We start from the raw sequence: 19632 nt of genomic DNA on the forward strand, positions 1-19632 counted from the left end.
CCCTATAAATAAAATTGTTTTAAAGCTCACAAACGTACAAATTATATTTGAAATAAATCTTGATTATCATTAAATCTCATTTACTTTTGGGCATTTTTACCACTCACAAACATAAAACCCTGATACACAATATCATTTCTTCCGGATCACCTGTATGTTTTCCTTCTGCATCGGATAGTTTCACTGTCGGCAAAAAGAATTTATAACCTTTAGGTTTGCATTCAAATAGTTTAATAACCATATTCAAAGGCCTTACTCCTACATCATTTGTCAAATAAGTTCCAGCTCCATATACATCATGCAATCTTCCATCCACAAATTCTTTAATCTTACGTATATTATCCAAATCTAATGCATCACTATAAACAATTGTCTTTGTACGAGGATCTATACGTTTTTTCTATAATGTTCTATCGCTTTTTGAGTAAACACGAAAGGGTCACCACTATCCATATATTCTTTCAAAATACCCACAACCTTGTCCTGCATTTCATAAGAAAAACGACGACGTGTGCCGGATGAAAAACCAACAATCTGTAACTGTTGATTAACAGCCACAATAAAATAGTGTGTCTTTATCATCTCTCCTATTTTAGAGAGATCACCTCCACACGATGCCCAGTCTTCCACTTCCTCCTGTGAGTAATCTCGTCTATTAATGGTCAATACAGTATTTTCACACAACCCCTTTATCTCTGTAATATCATTGGGTGTAGCCTGTCGAATGAAAAATAGACATCATAAACATCGTTTCATTTTAAGGATTGGAAATGGTTTTCCCTGCTCATCTGTCTCTTTACGTTCAAATACTTCGAACCCGATATGACTGTAAAATCCTATGGCTTGCGGATTTTGTTCATTTACATCAACGTACTGTACGCCATATTGGGTAACAGCAAGAGTTATGAGTTCTTTGCCGATACCTTTACCAAAGCAATCAGGCAATACAAAGAGCATCTCAATTTTACTCTCCTCGATACCCATAAATGCAATAGGTTTGTGGGTATCCTCGACAACTATAAGAGTTTCAATGTTAGATAAGCCCATTTTTACAAACGGAATGAGCTTTTGAATATCCTCTTTTGTCAAAAAATGATGTGTAGCACGTACCGATGCCTCCCACAGAGAGATCAATGCATCAATTAATATATCTGTTCTGTTTGGATTTATAGTAATCATATTTTATCCTTTTAAATTAAAGCACTTTCATAAATATCTCGTTTTACAGGCTTCTTTTGCACTGCAATTCTTTTTCTATAATTATTTTGAAAAGCTCTTTAAACCCTGAAAAATCAATCTCATTCATATATTCATTGAAATTCACCATATCATAATCCGCTTATATCTGCAAAGATATAGTTTTCATTGTCATAAATAGTTAGAATGTTAGTAAATTATTATGCCGAGGTGCGAAGAGCGGAAGACGATAGGTCAAAGGTAGTACTCTTCCTCTGAGCACCAATTTTTTTATAACCTGCGGCTCTAAAAAACATTTCCAAAAGATTTGGTTATTAGAACTATGGAATTATATTTGCATATTATACGTGTAATACAACACAAACATAAGCGTGTTTTATTTTTTTTAATTATCACGTGTAGGGCAACAGATATATTTACGTATTCTAATACAGTTCAAACAATGGCAACAATAGCTGAATTATTAGCATCCTCTTTGGCCGCACTCAAAAAAGTACAGCAGGATGGCAATTTCATGATTATAAAAGGAGGAGAACTATCACCAACTCATATGAAGCGGCTTATGGCTAACAACTTCCTGAAGCCTATTATAAAAGGATGGTATGTGGTTACTGATCCGAGGACACTACCCGGCGACAGTACTGCCTGGTATGCTTCGTTTTGGAACTTCATTGTCAGATATGCCACTGAACGCTATGGTAAAGAGTGGTGTTTGTCCGCAGAACAATCACTGGCTATTCATAGTGGCTCATCCATCGTTCCTGCACAGGTCTTAATTAGAGCTCCAAAAGGAAACAACAATGCCATTCAGTTGATACCCCCTACTTCGATTTTTAATCTCGGAGCGGAACTACCATCAGTAATTGATAGCAATAATCAATACGGACTCAATCTCTATTCACTCACTGAAGCTATTATTGTTGCAACTCCCTCTATGTATAGCAATGATCCGCTAACGATGCGTACAGCATTGGCAATGGTGGGCGATGTGTCGGGTATTCTCAAGATATTGGTCGATACAGGACAGACAATCCGTGCCGGAAGAGTGGCCGGGGCTTTTCGCAATATAGGAAGGGCCGATTTTGCCGATGAGATCATGAGTACAATGAAGCGAATAGGATATGATGTCCGTGAAGATGATCCGTTTGCAGAAGTTGTAAAAGTAAGCCGATCCCCCTCTCCATATGCTACGCGCTTAAGGTTGATGTGGCAAAATATGAGGGACGATGTTTTGAGTAACTTCAGCCGCACTAAGTCTAATCTCTCCCCTCAGCAATTCTTGGAACAAATGGAAACGCAGTACAAACTGGATGCTTATCACTCCTTGTCTATTGAGGGGTATCGGGTAACGGACGAGTTGATAAACAAAGTCAAAAGTGGAGCTTGGAAACCGGATGGAGACGATGCGGATTCCAAAAATGCTCTTGCGGCACGCGGTTATTGGCAGGCATTTCAGAGTGTCAAAACAAGTATCTCGGATATATTGAACGGTGCAAATAATGCAGAGGTAGTAGAACGAGATTTATCGGTATGGCACAGCGAAATGTTTATGCCGTGTGTTACGGCTGGCATTATTAAACCGTCCGATATTGTAGGTTATCGCTCCCATCAGGTTTATATTCGTAACTCAATGCACACTCCACCGAATCCCGATGCGCTACGAGATGCTATGAGAACATTGTTTGAGCTACTGAAAGAAGAACCCGAAGCCAGTGTGAGAGCTATATTAGGGCATTTTGTATTTACTTATATCCACCCTTATATGGACGGTAATGGTCGTGTAGGACGATTCTTAATGAATACAATGTTAGCATCAGGCGGTTACGATTGGTTGATTATTTCAGTAGAGAAGCGGGATGAATATATGGTTGCTCTTGAAAAAGCAAGTGTAGCAGGTGATATAGTGCCCTTCACAAAGTTTTTATCAAGCATTTAACAACAAAAAATAGTATGATAAATTTCAATGAAGATAATGAATATATTGGTAACGATTTAGTAACACTACTTTGTCCAAACGGGGCATTTGCTTGTCTGCCGACAAAACGAAAAAAGTCCCGTAAAATCAAGGTTTTACGGGACTTGTCTTAGCTTTTCCACTATTTGTCTTTAGTGTTCAGCGGAGAGATAGGGATTCGAACCCCAGGAACCTCTCAGTTCAACGGTTTTCAAGACCGCCGCAATCGACCACTCTGCCATCTCTCCAATACTAGTTCAAGGATTGTTCCTTGTTCTTATTTCGGGTGCAAAGGTAATAATATCTCCTATTAGTTCCAAATATTTCAAACTATTTTTTTGACAGAAAAGAAAACATATCTGTTTTTTATACTCAAAAAATAGACTTACTTTGTAAGATTAGTTTAACTATAAAAGATAAGGACAATGAACTATTATTATTCATACTCTACTCCGGTCGGACAACTGGAAATTCAAGCAGATGAAAATGCGGTTACACGAATTGCCTACTCATCATACCCAAATCAGGCAATATATAAAGAAACACCTTTGATAAAAAAAGCCTTTCAACAAATCGAGGAATATTTTGCAAGAAAAAGAACGGCTTTCGATTTGCCGTTGAATCCCAAAGGAACTCCTTTCCAAAAGAAGGTCTGGACAGTATTAACTACTATACCTTACGGAGAAACGTGGAGTTATAAACAAGTAGCCGAAGCTGCTGGCAACCCTAAAGCCTGCAGAGCAGTCGGAATGGCTAATAACAGAAACCCTATTTCCATTATCGTGCCTTGCCATCGTGTAATAGGAGCAAATGGAAAATTAGTTGGATATGGAGGCGGATTACCTGCAAAAGAATATCTGCTTAATCTGGAAAAAGAAAAGAAATAAACATAAAAAAAGAAGCCATACAACCTCCTTTTTGCAAAGTATCATAAACTCAACAGATATGAGAGCTGAAAATTTATTCGGAACACTACTACTATCCCTTAGTGCAATCAGTTTAGATCAATAATGTTACGCAGGAAACCAGATACGGTTATTCGTTTAATCATAGCACTACTTATACAGATAATCTATGCATCCCCCGGAAAAGATGCATCCCGGTTACTCTGAAAGGATTTATCCCCAGCCAACAAGACAACTCCTATGACTACATGAAGGTATTCAGTTCTTTTCCGTACGAAGGCAAGTCCACAGACCATATATTCCCGGATACCAATTACAGCAACGGAACGGTTAACGATTATACGTTCGCATTGTATGATGCTGAAGAAAAGACATTCGAAATTCCTTTCGCTTTGAATGAGAATAACATCATCACCTTACTGCGAAAAAAGAACGGGGTTTATACCATGGAGGAGCATTCTCTTTTTGTAACCCAGGAAGTCCTACAAGTTTAATATTCGAATACTGATAAAATAATAGTTATTTTTCAAGAAGCAGCTCCCGTAATTTATCAGGCAGAGAAAGGAATTCTTTTATTTTTTTATCGGGACAAAAAAATAGTTTCATCAGGATGAAAAAATAGTTTTATCGGGATGAAACTAAATATATGACATATCAGACGGTTGTCAAAAAAGGGCATCTTATAAAAGATGCCCTCTTCAAAATTCATTTTGTAGCCTGTATTCCTACAAATTACTTTTTAAAATAGCGATTGTATAAACCTTCAAACCCTTTGCCGTGACGAGCTTCATCTTTACACATCTCATGTACTGTGTCGTGGATTGCATCCAGGTTTTGTTGCTTAGCCAGTGTAGCAATACGCTTTTTATCTTCACAAGCGCCGGCTTCTGCTTCCATACGTTTTTTAAGATTTGTTTTTGTATCCCAAACAACATCGCCTAACAGTTCTGCAAATTTAGCCGCATGCTCAGCTTCTTCCCAAGCATAACGTTTAAATGCTTCAGCCACTTCAGGATAACCTTCACGATCAGCCTGACGACTCATAGCCAAATACATACCGACTTCGGTACATTCTCCCATAAAATGGGCATTTAAACCTTCCAATATAACAGGATCAACACCTTTTGCAACACCTAATACGTGTTCGTCAACGAACTTCAATGCGCCTTCGCTTTCTACCAACTCTTTAAACTTGCTTTTAGGCTGTTTACATTGAGGGCAAAATTCAGGAGCTTCGTCACCTTCATGTACATAACCGCATACTGTGCATATCCATTTTTTCTTCATCGCTGTGTAATTTTTTATTGGTTATTATATAAAATGATTGGTTTCCGTTGACAAAATTAACTAAACAATCGAAAACAAAAGAACTTTCCCAATAGATTTCTTCTATATAGTAATTGATAAAAACTATAAAACTTATTTTCCTTTTACGCTGTTACTAATATATAGAAATAAATATATAATACTATGGATACTTCAAAAATCAAAAGCCTTCTTGGCGACAAAAGCGAGTTTTATCTAAACCATTCTTGTAAAACGATAGACAAATCTCTTATACATATACCCTCTCCTACGCTAATCGATGACGTTTGGATTGCTTCGGACAGAAACATCCAAACATTAAACAGCTTGCAAGCAATATTGGGACATGGTCGGTTGGCAAACACCGGTTATGTTTCCATTTTACCGGTGGATCAAGGTATAGAGCATACTGCCGGAGCATCTTTTGCTCCGAACCCTCTCTATTTTGATCCTGAAAACATTGTCAAACTTGCCATTGAAGGCGGTTGTAATGCTGTTGCCTCTACTTTTGGGGTATTAGGTAGTGTTGCCCGAAAGTATGCACATAAAATACCATTCTTAGTAAAACTTAATCATAATGAGCTGTTAAGTTACCCTAACACTTACAATCAGATCATGTTCGGAACGGTTAAAGAGGCATGGAATATGGGAGCTGTAGCCGTAGGTGCTACTATTTATTTCGGGTCACAGGAAAGTAGGCAGCAATTGATACAAGTAGCCGAAGCATTCGAATATGCACACGAATTAGGAATGGCTACCGTTTTATGGTGCTATCTACGCAATAACGCTTTCAAACAAGACGGAGTAGACTATCACGAAGCCGCTGACCTGACAGGACAGGCTAATCATTTGGGTGTTACCATCAAAGCTGATATTGTAAAACAAAAACTTCCTGTCAACAACGGAGGTTTTACAGCTATCAACTTCGGTAAAATAAACCAAAAGATGTATACGGAGCTAACTACCGAACATCCTATTGATCTCTGCCGCTATCAGGTAGCGAATAGCTATATGGGGCGCGTTGGTCTGATTAATTCCGGTGGCGAATCACATGGAGCTTCCGATCTGAAAGATGCAGTAGTTACTGCTGTTGTAAATAAGCGTGCCGGCGGCATGGGGCTTATAAGCGGTCGTAAGGCTTTTCAGAAATCTATGAAAGATGGCGTCGAATTACTCAACGCTATACAGGATGTTTATCTTGATCATGAAATAACAATTGCATAGTCAAATAGCCAATCCATCATAAAAGCTGTCTTTACCAGACAGCTTTTTTATTACGTACCTAAGTCTAAACCACCACCTTTATCTATGAAGTTCATCATCAAATAAAAACCAGCTATCTCTAACTTGTCAACTCTCAACTAATTTCTATCTTTGTAGCTTCAAACAAATACAAAAATATCATGCCTTTAAATTTACAGAAAAACCTACCGGCTATTGAGCTGCTGAAAAAGGAACACATTTTTGTAATGGACTCTCTCAGGGCTTCGGAACAAGATATCCGCCCATTGCGTGTTGTCGTTCTTAATCTGATGCCACTTAAGATAACTACAGAAACGGATCTTATCCGCCTACTTAGTAATACACCATTACAGGTAGAACTGGATTTTATGAAGATAAAAGGACATACTCCTAAAAATACACCGATCGAGCACATGCAGGAATTTTACAAAGATTTTGACGATATTGCTGCAGATTACTACGATGGTATGATTATAACAGGTGCCCCGGTAGAACAAATGGCTTTCGAAGAGGTGGCCTACTGGGATGAAATTACCTGCATATTCGACTGGGCACGAACTCATGTTACTTCTACACTTTACATATGTTGGGCAGCTCAGGCTGGTCTTTACCATTTCTATGACGTACCCAAATATGATTTACCAGCCAAAATGTTTGGCGTATTCCGTCATACATTGCGTGAACCGTATCTGCCGATATTCCGGGGATTTGATGACGAATTTTATGTACCACACAGCCGTCATACCGAAGTCCGGCGCGAAGACATCCGTAAAGTACCTGAATTAACACTTCTTTCAGAAAGCCAGGAATCCGGTGTTTACATGGCAATGGCACGTGGAGGCCGGGAGTTTTTTATCACCGGACATTCAGAATATTCGCCATATACATTGAATGACGAATATGTGCGTGATATCAACAAGGGTTTATCAATCTCCGTTCCCCGCAATTATTACCGCAACAACGATCCGGCCCAAGGTCCTGTTGTACGTTGGCGGGGACATGCAAATTTGCTTTTCACCAACTGGCTGAACTATTACGTTTACCAGGAAACACCATTCCGTATAGAAGATATTAAAAATTTAGGAAGTCTCTGATCTGTTTATGCGTACGATAGAATTACTTGCTCCGGCTAAAGATTTAACTTGCGGTATCGAAGCTATTAACCACGGAGCCGATGCCGTTTACATCGGAGCTCCAAAATTCGGCGCCCGTGCCGCTGCAGGAAACTCTTTAGAAGATATCAGTGCATTATGCGATTATGCTCACATTTACGATGCACGCATTTATGTAACACTCAATACGATACTAAAAGAAAACGAATTAAAGGAAGCCGAACTTCTCATTCGCCAGTTATATGATGCAGGAACCGATGCACTGATTATACAAGATATGGGAATCACCCGGTTGGATATACCACCAATTCCCTTGCATGCCAGTACGCAAACAGACAACCGTACTCCCGAAAAAGTCAAATTCCTACAAAATGCAGGATTCTCCCAAGTTGTGCTTGCACGAGAACTGTCACTTAATCAGATCCGCTCTATCTACGAACAAACCAGCGTTCCCTTAGAAGTTTTCGTACATGGGGCTCTTTGTGTAAGCTATAGCGGTCAGTGCTATCTGAGTGCTGCCCTAAGCGGGCGCAGTGCAAACCGGGGCGAATGTGCCCAATACTGCCGCCTCCCTTACACATTAGTAGATGCTGGTGGCAAAATAATAGCAAACAATAAGCACTTGCTATCGTTGCGAGACATGAACAGATCCGAAAATCTTGAAGCTTTGATAGAAGCAGGTGCCTCATCTTTTAAAATAGAAGGACGCCTGAAAGACGTAAGTTATGTAAAAAACATCACTGCTTTTTACCGTAAAAAGCTGGATGATATTTTATCCCGTCATCCGGAATACCGCAGGGCATCCTCAGGAATGAGTTCATTTTCCTTTGAACCGGCCGTAGAAAAAAGCTTCAATCGTGGCTTCACTCCTTTTTTAACAGAGAAACGAACAGATGATATAACGGCTTTCGATACTCCAAAATCATTAGGCGAACCAATAGGGACAGTAAAAGAAATAAAAGGAAACTCATTTACCATAGCCGGATTAAAACAACTCAACAATGGTGATGGCCTGGCATTCTTTAATTCACGGGGAGAGTTGGAAGGCTTCCGTGTAAACCGCGTAGATGCAAACAGGGTTTTTCCATTAGAAATGCCCGCACTTCTCCCTAAAACACCTATATACCGGAACTTCGATCAGGCTTTTGAAAAACAACTTTCCAAACCTTCGGCAGAACGAAAACTCGCTACCTATATTTGTTTCTCTGATAACTCATTCGGTTTTTCTCTGGAAATGAGCGACGAAACCGGAGCCCATATTCTCGTCACCCGTCCATTTGAGAAGGAGGCAGCACGGCGCGACCAACAAGATAACATCCGTACCCAATTAAGTAAATTAGGCAATACGCCTTTTGAAACATCCGAAGTAGAAGTAAACTTATCAGAGAACTGGTTCGTTCCTTCTTCATTACTTGCAGATATGCGTCGTGAAGGAGTAGAAAAATTATTAGCCTGCCGTCGTATTCGATACCGCCGCGAACTATCAAAATGCACTACGAATGACACGCCTTATCCGGAGCATTCGCTTACCTATTTGGGAAATGTAGCGAACAGTCTGGCCGAAGCGTTTTACAAGACACATGGAGTAACACAGATAGCTCCTGCATTTGAGCTTGCCCCACAAAAAGATGTGCCGCTAATGTTTACAAAACATTGTATCCGTTTTTCAATAAAGGCATGTCCTATTTTTCAAAAGCCCACATCCGTTTTCAAGGAACCATACTACCTTTTGTATAAAGATACCCGCTTACGTTTACAGTTCGACTGCAAGAACTGCCAGATGCTTGTGTATGCTGATAATAAACAATAGGGCAACATATATTTTAAAGAGCCGCTGCCAATTTCTGCATATATAACCGTACAGCTTCAGCTTCCTCTACTGCCGGACTCCAAGGAGCCATATTTTCCGGGCTTAAAGGTGCGAACGGACCCTGCTTTACTTCGTATATAACCGATCCGCTATCAAGTACCAACAATCCGTGCCACACACCGGCCTTTATCTCGGCACCATATATTCCAGCAAGAGGATCAAGGACAAGTGTATCTGTGATTTCTCCAGTTTCATCAAAAAGAAATACGGCAACCCGCCCACGCAAAAGAAGAAATATTTCATCTTTTGCAGGATCCAAATGACGATGAGGACGTAAATAAGTGCCCGGTTCCATCGCATTAAGCAAGCGGTTAACCGGATCATCCAGCTTTTCATGAAAGTTATAATTCATTCGCATGCGGGGCGATTGTTTGGCTTTTGCCGTTATTTCGTCCAGCAATATTGTGTTTATGATTTTCATAATTGAACAATAAAGGTTTTACATTTAATAAAAAAGCCATTTCAAGATCATTTGAAATGGCTTTTTTATTAATATTATATTTTATCAATACTGTCTTTCCAGCAACCAGGCATCCTGGAAGTTTGGAGCATATTTGGATTTAATAGCATCGCGGCTGTCAGCAGCATCAGCTTTATTGTCGAAACTGGCAACAATGACACGGAGCATACCTTGTTCGTTTTCACCTAATACGGCATTGTAACCATCTCTCTGCATGCGTTCCTTTAATGAGTAAGCATTGGTACGATTCTTAAAACTGCCAATTACAACGCTGTAACGTTTCAAACGGCTGGCATCTTCGCCTTGTGCAGCATTAATTCTTTCCGTACGCGTAGTTGCCGATGATACCCGCGGTTTTGACACCGGAGTAACGTCTTCAACAACTTCAGTATCTTCTACTACCTCAACAGGAGCCGTGGTTTCTTTTTCCTTAGCTTGTTCATAAGCAGCTTTGTACGCACTCTGTTTAGGTTTACATGAGCCAAGTGCTAATACCATACTTATTGCGGCTCCAAATAACCAAATCTTATTCATACTGTTCAGTTCTTAAATTAATTACGCAAAGATATAAATTATATTTAGTACTTTCGCACTCATAACATAATATTTATAAAGTACATGAATAAAACTATCGGAACAATGGTTATGGCAACATCCGTATTGTTAGGTGCTTGTACACAAGAGGCTAAAAAGGCCGACAGTGAAGCTCCTCTTATCGGACGTTCGGAAATTAAAGTGCCGTCCGGACGTATGACACCGGAGACACTTTGGGCTATGGGACGTATTGGCGATTTTTGTGTTTCGCCTGATGCAAAGAAAATCGTTTATACTGTGGCCTATTACAGCGTGCCTCAGAATAAAAGCAATCGCGAAGTCTTCGTGATTAACGCAGACGGATCAGACAATAAACAAATCACATCAACACCGTATTCGGAAAACAATGCCGTATGGATAAAAGGAGGAACCAAAATCGCCTTTCTATCTTCTGAAAGTGGAAGCAGCCAGCTTTGGGAAATGAATCCCGATGGAACCGACCGTAAACAGCTATCCAAATATGACGGCAATATCGAAGGCTTCGCCTTCTCACCCAATGAGAAAAAGATACTCTTTATATCCCAGGTAAAAACAGTAAAAAGCTCAACCGACAAATATCCTGATTTAGACAAAACCAGTGGTATCATTATTACAGACCTGATGTATAAACACTGGGACGAATGGGTAACAACTGCGCCCCATCCTTTTATTGCCGATTTCGACGGTAATACCATCGGTAATGTTATCGATGTGATGGAAGGCGAATTGTTTGAAAGCCCTATGAAACCTTTTGGCGGCATTGAACAATTGGCATGGAATACAACATCGGATAAGATTGCCTATACCTGCCGCAAAAAGACAGGCAAAGAATATGCCTTCTCCACCAATTCGGATATATATGTTTACGATCTGAATACGAAACAGACAAGCAATATTACCGAGGGCAATATGGGCTATGACACGAATCCGCAATACTCGCCCGATGGCAAAAGTATCGCCTGGCTAAGTATGGAGCGTGATGGCTACGAAGCCGACCAGAACCGTCTTATGGTAATGAATCTGGAAACCGGAGAGAAGAATTTTATCAGCAAAGACTTCGATTCCAACGTTAATGAATTCTGTTGGAGCAACGACTCTAAGAACATTTACTTCACGGGTATATGGCACGGAGAAATACAAATATATTCTGCCGATGTAGCCGCTTGCTCCGTAAAACCGGTTACCAGTGGAATGCACGATTACAGTGCTGTTGCCCTGTTTGGCGACAAACTGATAGCCAAGCGGCAATCAATGAGTATGGGCGACGAAATCTATGCCGTTAGCCTGAATGGCGAAGCAACACAGATAACTTCCGAAAACAAACATATCTATGACCAGTTGACTATGGGTAATGTGGAAGAACGCTGGATGAAAACAACTGATGGAAAAGAGATACTGACATGGGTAATCTATCCCCCGCAATTTGATCCGAACAAGAAGTATCCTACTTTACTCTTCTGCGAAGGCGGCCCTCAAAGTCCGGTCAGCCAATTCTGGTCATATCGTTGGAACTTCCAGATAATGGCTGCCAATGATTATATTATTGTTGCACCTAACCGTCGCGGTCTGCCAGGTTTTGGAATGGAATGGAACGAAGCAGTTAGTGGCGATTATGGCGGCCAGTGCATGAAAGACTACTTCACAGCTATCGATGATATGAGCAAAGAGCCGTTTGTAGATAAAGACAACCTTGGATGCGTAGGCGCCAGCTTCGGGGGATTCTCCGTGTATTGGCTCGCCGGACATCACAACAAACGTTTCAAAGCATTTATAGCTCATGATGGTATTTTCAATATGGAAATGCAATATCTTGAAACAGAAGAAATGTGGTTCGCCAACTGGGATATGGGTGGCGCTTATTGGGAAAAAGATAATAAAACAGCACAAAATACATTTGCCAATTCCCCGCATAATTTCGTGGATAAATGGGATACGCCAATCTTATGTATTCACGGAGAAAAAGATTATCGTATTCTTGCCAATCAGGGAATGGCAGCTTTCAATGCAGCTGTTCTTCGAGGCGTTCCGGCCGAATTGCTGATCTTCCCGGACGAAAACCATTGGGTGCTCAAACCACAAAATGGTATTCTATGGCAGCGCACTTTCTTTGAATGGTTAGACAAATGGCTGAAAAAATAAAGGAAGTATGCTCATTATAGGTATCGCCGGCGGAACCGGTTCGGGTAAAACCACCGTAGTACGTAAAATTATAGAGAGTCTGCCTGAGGGAGAGGTTGTCCTGCTTCCTCAGGACTCTTATTATAAAGACAGTAGCCATGTTCCTGTGGAAGAACGTCAGAATATAAATTTCGACCATCCCGATGCTTTCGAATGGTCGTTGCTATCCCAGCATGTGACGATGTTAAAAGAAGGAAAGAGCATAGAACAACCTACCTATTCTTTTCTTACATGCACCCGTCAGCAGGAAACCATTCATATAGAACCACGGGACGTGATAATAATAGAAGGCATTTTAGCGTTATGCGATAAGAAATTACGCAATTTAATGGACTTAAAGGTTTTTGTAGATGCCGATTCCGACGAACGTCTGATACGTGTAATCCAGCGTGATGTGGTAGAACGCGGCCGTACGGCGGAAGCCGTAATGGAACGTTACACCCGTGTTCTTAAACCTATGCATTTACAATTCATAGAGCCTTCCAAACGTTATGCAGACCTTATTATTCCGCAAGGTGGCAATAACAAAATAGCCATAAATATTCTGAGAATGTTTATCGAAAAGAACTTAAACTTGAAAAACAGATAAGAAAAGAGGCCTCTTTTTTGTGCAAAGTGTTTGGAGTTATAACTCCAAACACTTTGCACCCATAACTCCAAACACCTTGCACCCATAACTCCAAACACCTTGCAAGCATAACTCTAAACACCTTGCAAGCATAACTCTAAACACTTTGGAGGCATAACTCCAAACTCTTTGGAATTATCCGGTCAATATCCTCCGCCCAAAGCTTTATACAAATAAACAACGGCAAGCAATTCGTCCAATACGGCATTATTCAGACCTACCTGCGCATCAAAATAACCACGCTGTGCGTCCAGCACATCCAGATAACTGATAACTCCATTAATATATTGCAATTGTGCCAGCTCCAGATATTTACGTGCCGAAACTTCCAACCGTGCACGCGAAGCCCGTATTTCTTTCACCTTATGAATAGTCACAATAGCATTATTCACCTCCTTAAAGGCTTCCAATACACTTTTCTGGTAACCATATAATTCTTGTTCATAACGGGCTTTCGCCACTTTCACTTTTGCTTTATTTTTTCCCAGGGCAAAAAGGGGCTGCACAAGATCTCCGACAATAAACCAGGCCGGGCTCTTTATAAGATTGCTTAATTCATCACTTTCAAAACCCAGGTTGCCGGTAAGACGGATTTTAGGAAATAGATCCGTACGGGCAACCCCTACCCGTGCATTTGCTTCTCGTAATTGCTGCTCAGCCCGGCGCATATCCGGACGGCGTTCGAGCAATGAAGAAGGAAGGCCTACCGGCAAAGTCTCGGGCAAATGCTGGCAGCTAAGAGACAGTCCTTGCGGCGACTTGAATGTATATTCGCCTAACAGCACGGCAAGATCATTCTCCTTCACCTTTATTTCACGTTCCAGACTGGGAATAAGAGTTTCTGTTTTTGCCAATTCCACCTGTGCCTGATTGTAGGCTGTTTCAGATGTGAGGCCTCCTTCATACCGGAGCTTAGCCAACCGTACACCTTCGCGACGTGCCGCCAATGTTTGCTGTACAATATTCAGCTCCCTGTCAAGAGCACATAATTCATAATAATTAGCGGCTACCTCGGCTACAAGTGTTAGTTTTAAAGCACGCTGGGCTTCTACAGATTGCATGTAGACAGCAATATCCGCTTCATTCGCCCAACGAAGATTTCCCCACAAATCCAGTTCCCACGACAAAGCTAACTTTGCTCCATATTCAGGATCGGGCTTGGGATCATCACCTCCATAGTTCAGTTTTTCTTTCTGCCCGTATAGCCTGGCATCTACCTGCGGAAACATATTGGCAAAAGAGATACGTTTAGCTGCAATCATTTCTTTCACTTTGGCTGCAGCGATCTTCATATCCTTATTATTTTCCAAAGCCTTATTTATCAGCTCCTGTAAAGTGGAATCAGTATAAAGGCTCTGCCAGGGAATGTCCGAAACGGATGTACTGTCGGCTCCTGTCTCTATTTCCGCCGGAAGATTCAATTCCGGGCGGGCATACTTTTCTCCTATTTTACAGGAAGACAATCCAACCAGAGAAACTGCCAGTACAGCTATGCAATAATGACGTTTAAGAATACGTGCCATACGCAGTTTTCCTCGTATCCTATATATCAATACAAAGAAGAAAGGAACCATCACAATACCTACCGTAATAGCAACCAACATACCAAAAAACACGCCGGTACCTATACTATGACGGGAGGCCGAACCCGGACCGCTTGCCAATACCATAGGCAACATTCCCAGCACGAATGCCAATGAAGTCATCAGGATCGGACGAAACCGCAACTGGGCAGCATGTATGGCAGCCTTCACTACATCCACACCCGAATCGACCTGCACTTTAGCAAATTCTACAATCAGGATTGCATTTTTAGCCGCCAACCCAATCAATGTAACCAAGCCTATCTGAAAGTAAACATCATTTTCCAGTCCCGTAATCCATACACCAAGATAAGCACCTAAAGCGGCTATAGGCAAAGACAACAAAACGGCTATAGGCACAATCCAACTTTCATATTGGGCAGCCAGAAACAAAAAGACGAACAGAAAAACCAATGCCATCACGAAACCGGTTTGTCCTCCTGCCTGTTTCTCCTGATAAGACAGACCGCTCCACTCCAAACCTATATTTTCCGGCAAATGCTCGCGGGCAATCCGTTCCATAGCAGCCATCGCTTCACCGGTACTGTATCCTGGAGCTGCAACTGCATTGATTGACGAAGTAGAAAACATATTGAAACGTTTAATTGTACCGGGACCGGTTGTATACTGTGTTGTTCCCAACGCCGTAAGCGGTACCATGGCTCCGTTTTTGGCACGTACAAAAAACAAACCTATATTATCCTGAGTAGCACGATAAGGTGCTTCCGCCTGGATATATACACGATAAATACGGTTAAACATATTAAAATCGTTCACATATACAGACCCCAGATAAGCCTTCATGGTAGAGAATATATCAGACAACGGAATACCCAGGAACTTTGCCCGGTCGCGGTCAACATCAAAATACAACTGGGGTATCTCGGATTGCATTGCAGACGAAACACCTTGCAACTCCGGTGCTTTCGATGCATAATAAAGAAATGTATCGGTAGCACTAACCAGATTATCCCATGTAGCATCCCCACGGGCTTCCAGTTGCATTTCCAAACCGCCGCTTTCGCCCAAGCCGGGTATGACAGGCGGACGATTAAAATAGGCTTTTATCTCGGGATAATAGTAAAACTCTTTACGGGCCGCCGTCATTACATCCTCTACTTTCATTTCAGAAGATTTGCGTTCTTCCCAAGGTTTCAAAATAACGGTAAGGGTAGCCCGGCTTTGGGATGTTCCTATACGGGGACTACTACCGGTAACATTTTGTACATAGGCAACAGCCGGATGATTTTCAAAGAATTCAATGGCACGGTCAGTCACGTGGCGCATACGCTCCAAAGTTGCGCCTTCCGGCATTTCTAATTCAACCGTAAAGAATCCCTGGTCTTCTTCAGGAATGAAACTGGTAGGCAAAGCACGGTTCAATATAAAAATAGCAACCAACACCATACCGAAACCTGCCAAAACACGACGGGGATTACGGATTACTTTCCGCAATAATCTTGTATACGACTTATTCCCTTTGGCTAACCAGATATTTATCTTACGAAAAACAAAAGGTTTCTTTTTATGGGACGGACGTAATAATATAGCACACATAGCCGGACTCAAAGTCAAGGCAACCACTGTCGAAAGTAATACAGAGACCACAATCGTTACCGAAAACTGACGGTAAAGCTGTCCTGTTATCCCGCCAAGAAAGCTAACAGGCACAAATACAGCAGCCAACACCATAGAAGTTGCAATCAAAGCCCCCGATAATTCACGCATGGCAATATGAGTTGCTTCGCGCGCAGATAACTTTTGTTCGGCCATAATACGTTCAACATTCTCTACTACTACTATAGCATCATCCACTACGATACCAATGGCCAGAATCAAGCCCAACAGAGTCAACATATTTAAAGAGAAACCCAATATTAGCATAAAGCCGAATGTTCCGATCAAAGATATAGGAACAGCAATTGTCGGTATCAGAGCCGCACGCCAGTTTTGTAAAGAAAGGAATACAACCAGAATCACTAAAAACAGGGCTTCAAAAAGAGTTTTATATACTTCATGCACTGATTGCGAAATATATTCCGTCATATCGAATGGGAAATTGTATTCCAGACCCTCCGGGAAATTCTTGCTGATCTCTTTCATAACGGCTTTTACATTATCGGCAACCTCCAAAGCATTGGCCCCCGGAAGCATATAAATACCCAGGATAGCTGCATTTTTACCGTTAATTCCACTCTCGGTCGAATACGAAGATGCTTCCAGAGAAACACGGGCGACATCACGCATACGCACAATAGAACCGTCCGGATTAGCACGTACAACAATATCTTCAAATTCTTTTACCGTAGAAAGACGGCCGGGAGCTGTTATCGGCAATGTTATGTCGACGTCCAATACAGGCTGTTTTCCTAACTCTCCGGCAGCCGACTCCCGGTTCTGATCCTTCAGGGCATCTTGCAGATCTTTCACGGTCAGTCCCATATTAGCCAAACGGTCAGGATACACCCATATCTGCATACCATAATAACGGCTGCCAATATTCGACACACGGCCTACCCCTGGAATACGACGTAATACATCCAATACATTAATCGTAGCAAAGTTGCTAAGATAAATTTCATCAAATTTCGGATCGTCCGACATCAAACTCAGGGTCATAAGTTGACTGGGAGCCTGTTTTTCAATAGTGATACCATTTTGTATAACTTCCGTTGGCAGACGGCTTTCGGCCAGTTTTACCCGATTTTGTATTTCAACAGCCGCCAAATCCGGATCGGCCGATACGTCAAAAGTAACAGTGATACTTAATCCTCCCGAATTAGAACTACTACTCTGCATATAAATCATGCCGGGAGTTCCGTTCAACTCCTGTTCAATCGGGGTAGCAACTGCTTGTGATACTGTCAAAGCACTAGCTCCGGGATAAGAGGCATTGATTTTTACAACCGGAGGTGTAATCTGCGGGTATTGATCTACAGGCAGCATTACCAGACCAATAATACCAATTATAACAATTACGATGGAAAGTACGGTTGAAAAAACGGGACGATCTATAAAAAATCCTGGTTTCATTCTCCGTCCTCCTCTCTTAGTTTTTGTATTGCTTTTTCATCGTTAGCATTAACAGGACGTACCTTAATTCCAGGTGTCAGTTTGTGATAACCTTCTATAACTACCTCTTCATTTTCACCTAGACCACGCTCCACAACTACTTTATTTCCAATTTCCGGGCCTGTCTGAACAAATCGTTTTTCAGCAATATCGTCTTTACGGATAACATAAATGAACGCACCGCCTTTTTCAATACTAAGGGCTTTACGAGGTACTACAATAGCTCTTTCACGCACATCCAACAAAAGTTTCACACGGGTAAATTGTCCGGGTAATAATTTTTGATTTGGATTAGATAGCTCCGCACGGACACCAAAAGTTCCAGTCTGAGGATCGACAAGCGGATCAGAAAAATTTACAATACCCTTCACCGGATATTCAGAATCGTCTGCAAGGGTTACAGTAACAGTTGGTTGCCAGTTGCGGGTGGTATCCTGCTCTCCGAATTTTACATTACGACGCTCTGCACGCAAATAATCCAAAGCCGTCATTTTAAAATCCACTAATACGGTATCACTTTTCACAACAGCTGCCAGTTTAGAATTTACCCCTGGCCCGACCAAAGCACCTACATCCACAAAACGTTCGCTTATATATCCCGATATAGGAGAAGTTACTACCGTATAGCCCAGTTCCAGTTGAGCATTATCTAAATCGGCTTTACTGATAGCGATATTCGCTTCTGCATTTTCAAGAGCAGCAACCGCATTGTCCAAATCAAGCTGGCTGGCAGCATGTTGTTCATATAAAGGCGTAAGGCGTTCTACATCTCTTTTTGCCTTGGCAGCTTGAGCCTGATCTTTCTTCAACTGAGCCTTAGCCTTTTCTACACGGGCTTTATACGGTGCCGAATTGATAATATAAAGAGGTTCTCCTTGTTTTACTTGCTTTCCCTCTTCAAACAACATTTTTTCAAGGTAACCTTCCACCCTTGCATGTACCTCCACAAAACTGGCTGCACGAATACGTCCTACGTATTCACCAAATATCTGGACATCTTCCTTTGCAGGTTTATCCACAATAACAAGAGGTAATTGCGACTGCTCCTTATTCCGACATCCGGTAAATACAATCAAAAAGGCCACTAAAACAATCTTTGCCTTGACTAATCCTAATTTATCCATTCTATTCCTATAATTATATTCTTGTCACAAGTTTGTTAAATTAACACAGAAAAAACCATTCCACAGATATAATTCATGTAGTTAATTTACGTTATATAACTAATAACAAACAAGATAAGAAATATGTTAATAGAAAGATATAATTTATTTATCTTTCTATTGTAGAATAAATCCACAACATTGTGTGGATTTCCACAAACTAAAAAAGGTCAAAATAAAACACAATCTCCCCCAATAAAACAGCAAACATTCAAGCACTGTCACCTCTGATTATGGAGGAATATACCCACAAACTAAAAAAGGAGTCCACTCAGATGAATGGACTCCTTCTCTCCTTTAAAACGGCGGCTACCTACTCTTCCACTGTTACGCAGTACCATCGGCGCGACGAGGCTTAACTTCTCTGTTCGGTATGGGAAGAGGTGGATC

At 41.3% G+C, this 19632-nt stretch carries 14 protein-coding genes, 1 tRNA gene, 1 rRNA gene and 1 pseudogene; 8 read left to right on the top strand and 9 right to left on the bottom strand.

What is annotated here, in order from left to right; translation table 11 throughout:
- Nucleotides 1-103: 103 nt before the first annotated feature.
- Nucleotides 104-726 (bottom strand): annotated as a pseudogene (locus tag C4S38_RS16280) (hypothetical protein).
- A gap of 12 nt (nucleotides 727-738) precedes the next feature.
- Entirely contained in the window at nucleotides 739-1179 is a 441-nt protein-coding gene (locus tag C4S38_RS10785; protein ID WP_200817964.1) for a GNAT family N-acetyltransferase, read from the bottom strand.
- Nucleotides 1180-1639: 460 nt separating this feature from the next.
- On the opposite strand from C4S38_RS10785, the gene C4S38_RS10790 reads away from it, so the two are divergent.
- Nucleotides 1640-3133: a Fic family protein gene (locus tag C4S38_RS10790; protein ID WP_103983765.1), complete on the top strand. Its 1494-nt coding sequence runs from the start codon at nucleotides 1640-1642 to the stop codon at nucleotides 3131-3133.
- Nucleotides 3134-3314: 181 nt separating this feature from the next.
- Here C4S38_RS10790 and C4S38_RS10795 read toward each other — a convergent pair.
- Nucleotides 3315-3399 (bottom strand) — tRNA-Ser (locus C4S38_RS10795).
- A 177-nt stretch (nucleotides 3400-3576) separates the two neighbouring features.
- Between C4S38_RS10795 and C4S38_RS10800 the strand changes: the two genes are divergently transcribed.
- Both C4S38_RS10800 and C4S38_RS10805 read left to right on the top strand, forming a co-directional pair.
- On the top strand, nucleotides 3577-4038 hold the full coding sequence (locus C4S38_RS10800) for a methylated-DNA--[protein]-cysteine S-methyltransferase (RefSeq protein ID WP_103983755.1): 462 nt from the start codon (nucleotides 3577-3579) through the stop codon (nucleotides 4036-4038).
- A gap of 266 nt (nucleotides 4039-4304) precedes the next feature.
- Nucleotides 4305-4550, top strand: a complete 246-nt coding sequence (locus C4S38_RS10805) for a hypothetical protein (protein WP_103983756.1) — start codon at nucleotides 4305-4307, stop codon at nucleotides 4548-4550.
- Between the two features lie 238 nt (nucleotides 4551-4788).
- Here the strand turns inward: C4S38_RS10805 and C4S38_RS10810 are convergent, their stop codons facing one another.
- A complete protein-coding gene (locus C4S38_RS10810; RefSeq protein ID WP_099463115.1) occupies nucleotides 4789-5343 on the bottom strand; it encodes an NADH peroxidase in 555 nt (184 codons plus the stop codon).
- A 183-nt stretch (nucleotides 5344-5526) separates the two neighbouring features.
- On the opposite strand from C4S38_RS10810, the gene C4S38_RS10815 reads away from it, so the two are divergent.
- The 3 genes from C4S38_RS10815 (at nucleotide 5527) to C4S38_RS10825 (ending at nucleotide 9525) form a co-directional block, all read left to right on the top strand.
- Nucleotides 5527-6585 (top strand): class I fructose-bisphosphate aldolase, encoded by a 1059-nt coding sequence (locus C4S38_RS10815; protein ID WP_103983757.1) that lies wholly within the window; start codon nucleotides 5527-5529, stop codon nucleotides 6583-6585.
- A 179-nt stretch (nucleotides 6586-6764) separates the two neighbouring features.
- Nucleotides 6765-7697, top strand: coding sequence for a homoserine O-acetyltransferase MetA (gene metA, locus C4S38_RS10820; protein WP_099463117.1), 933 nt, complete (start codon nucleotides 6765-6767; stop codon nucleotides 7695-7697).
- A gap of 7 nt (nucleotides 7698-7704) precedes the next feature.
- Entirely contained in the window at nucleotides 7705-9525 is a 1821-nt protein-coding gene (locus C4S38_RS10825) for a peptidase U32 family protein (RefSeq protein ID WP_103983758.1), read from the top strand.
- 13 nt (nucleotides 9526-9538) lie between these two features.
- Here C4S38_RS10825 and C4S38_RS10830 read toward each other — a convergent pair whose 3' ends face one another.
- Together C4S38_RS10830 and C4S38_RS10835 are read right to left on the bottom strand one after the other, a co-directional pair.
- Nucleotides 9539-10006, bottom strand: a complete 468-nt coding sequence (locus C4S38_RS10830) for a WbuC family cupin fold metalloprotein (protein WP_103983759.1) — start codon at nucleotides 10004-10006, stop codon at nucleotides 9539-9541.
- A gap of 84 nt (nucleotides 10007-10090) precedes the next feature.
- Entirely contained in the window at nucleotides 10091-10579 is a 489-nt protein-coding gene (locus tag C4S38_RS10835; RefSeq protein ID WP_099463120.1) for an SPOR domain-containing protein, read from the bottom strand.
- Nucleotides 10580-10663: 84 nt separating this feature from the next.
- On the opposite strand from C4S38_RS10835, the gene C4S38_RS10840 reads away from it, so the two are divergent.
- Nucleotides 10664-12757: a S9 family peptidase gene (locus C4S38_RS10840; RefSeq protein WP_200817965.1), complete on the top strand. Its 2094-nt coding sequence runs from the start codon at nucleotides 10664-10666 to the stop codon at nucleotides 12755-12757.
- A gap of 7 nt (nucleotides 12758-12764) precedes the next feature.
- Nucleotides 12765-13385 carry a uridine kinase gene (udk, locus tag C4S38_RS10845; RefSeq protein WP_099463121.1) on the top strand — a complete coding sequence of 207 codons (621 nt, stop codon included), beginning with the start codon at nucleotides 12765-12767 and terminating at the stop codon, nucleotides 13383-13385.
- A gap of 182 nt (nucleotides 13386-13567) precedes the next feature.
- On the opposite strand, the gene C4S38_RS10850 is transcribed toward udk, so the two are convergent.
- From C4S38_RS10850 to rrf, 3 genes are all read right to left on the bottom strand, one after another.
- Nucleotides 13568-18040: a multidrug efflux RND transporter permease subunit gene (locus tag C4S38_RS10850; protein ID WP_103983760.1), complete on the bottom strand. Its 4473-nt coding sequence runs from the start codon at nucleotides 18038-18040 to the stop codon at nucleotides 13568-13570.
- Complete coding sequence (locus tag C4S38_RS10855) at nucleotides 18037-19203, bottom strand: efflux RND transporter periplasmic adaptor subunit (RefSeq protein ID WP_103983761.1); 1167 nt, start codon at nucleotides 19201-19203, stop codon at nucleotides 18037-18039. Before C4S38_RS10855 ends, C4S38_RS10850 begins: the two co-directional genes overlap by 4 nt.
- A gap of 339 nt (nucleotides 19204-19542) precedes the next feature.
- A 5S ribosomal RNA gene (gene rrf / locus C4S38_RS10860) occupies nucleotides 19543-19632 on the bottom strand; the annotation flags it as partial.

The organism is Parabacteroides chinchillae (assembly GCF_900108035.1).
In the GTDB taxonomy this organism is placed as follows: Bacteria; Bacteroidota; Bacteroidia; order Bacteroidales; family Tannerellaceae; genus Parabacteroides; species Parabacteroides chinchillae.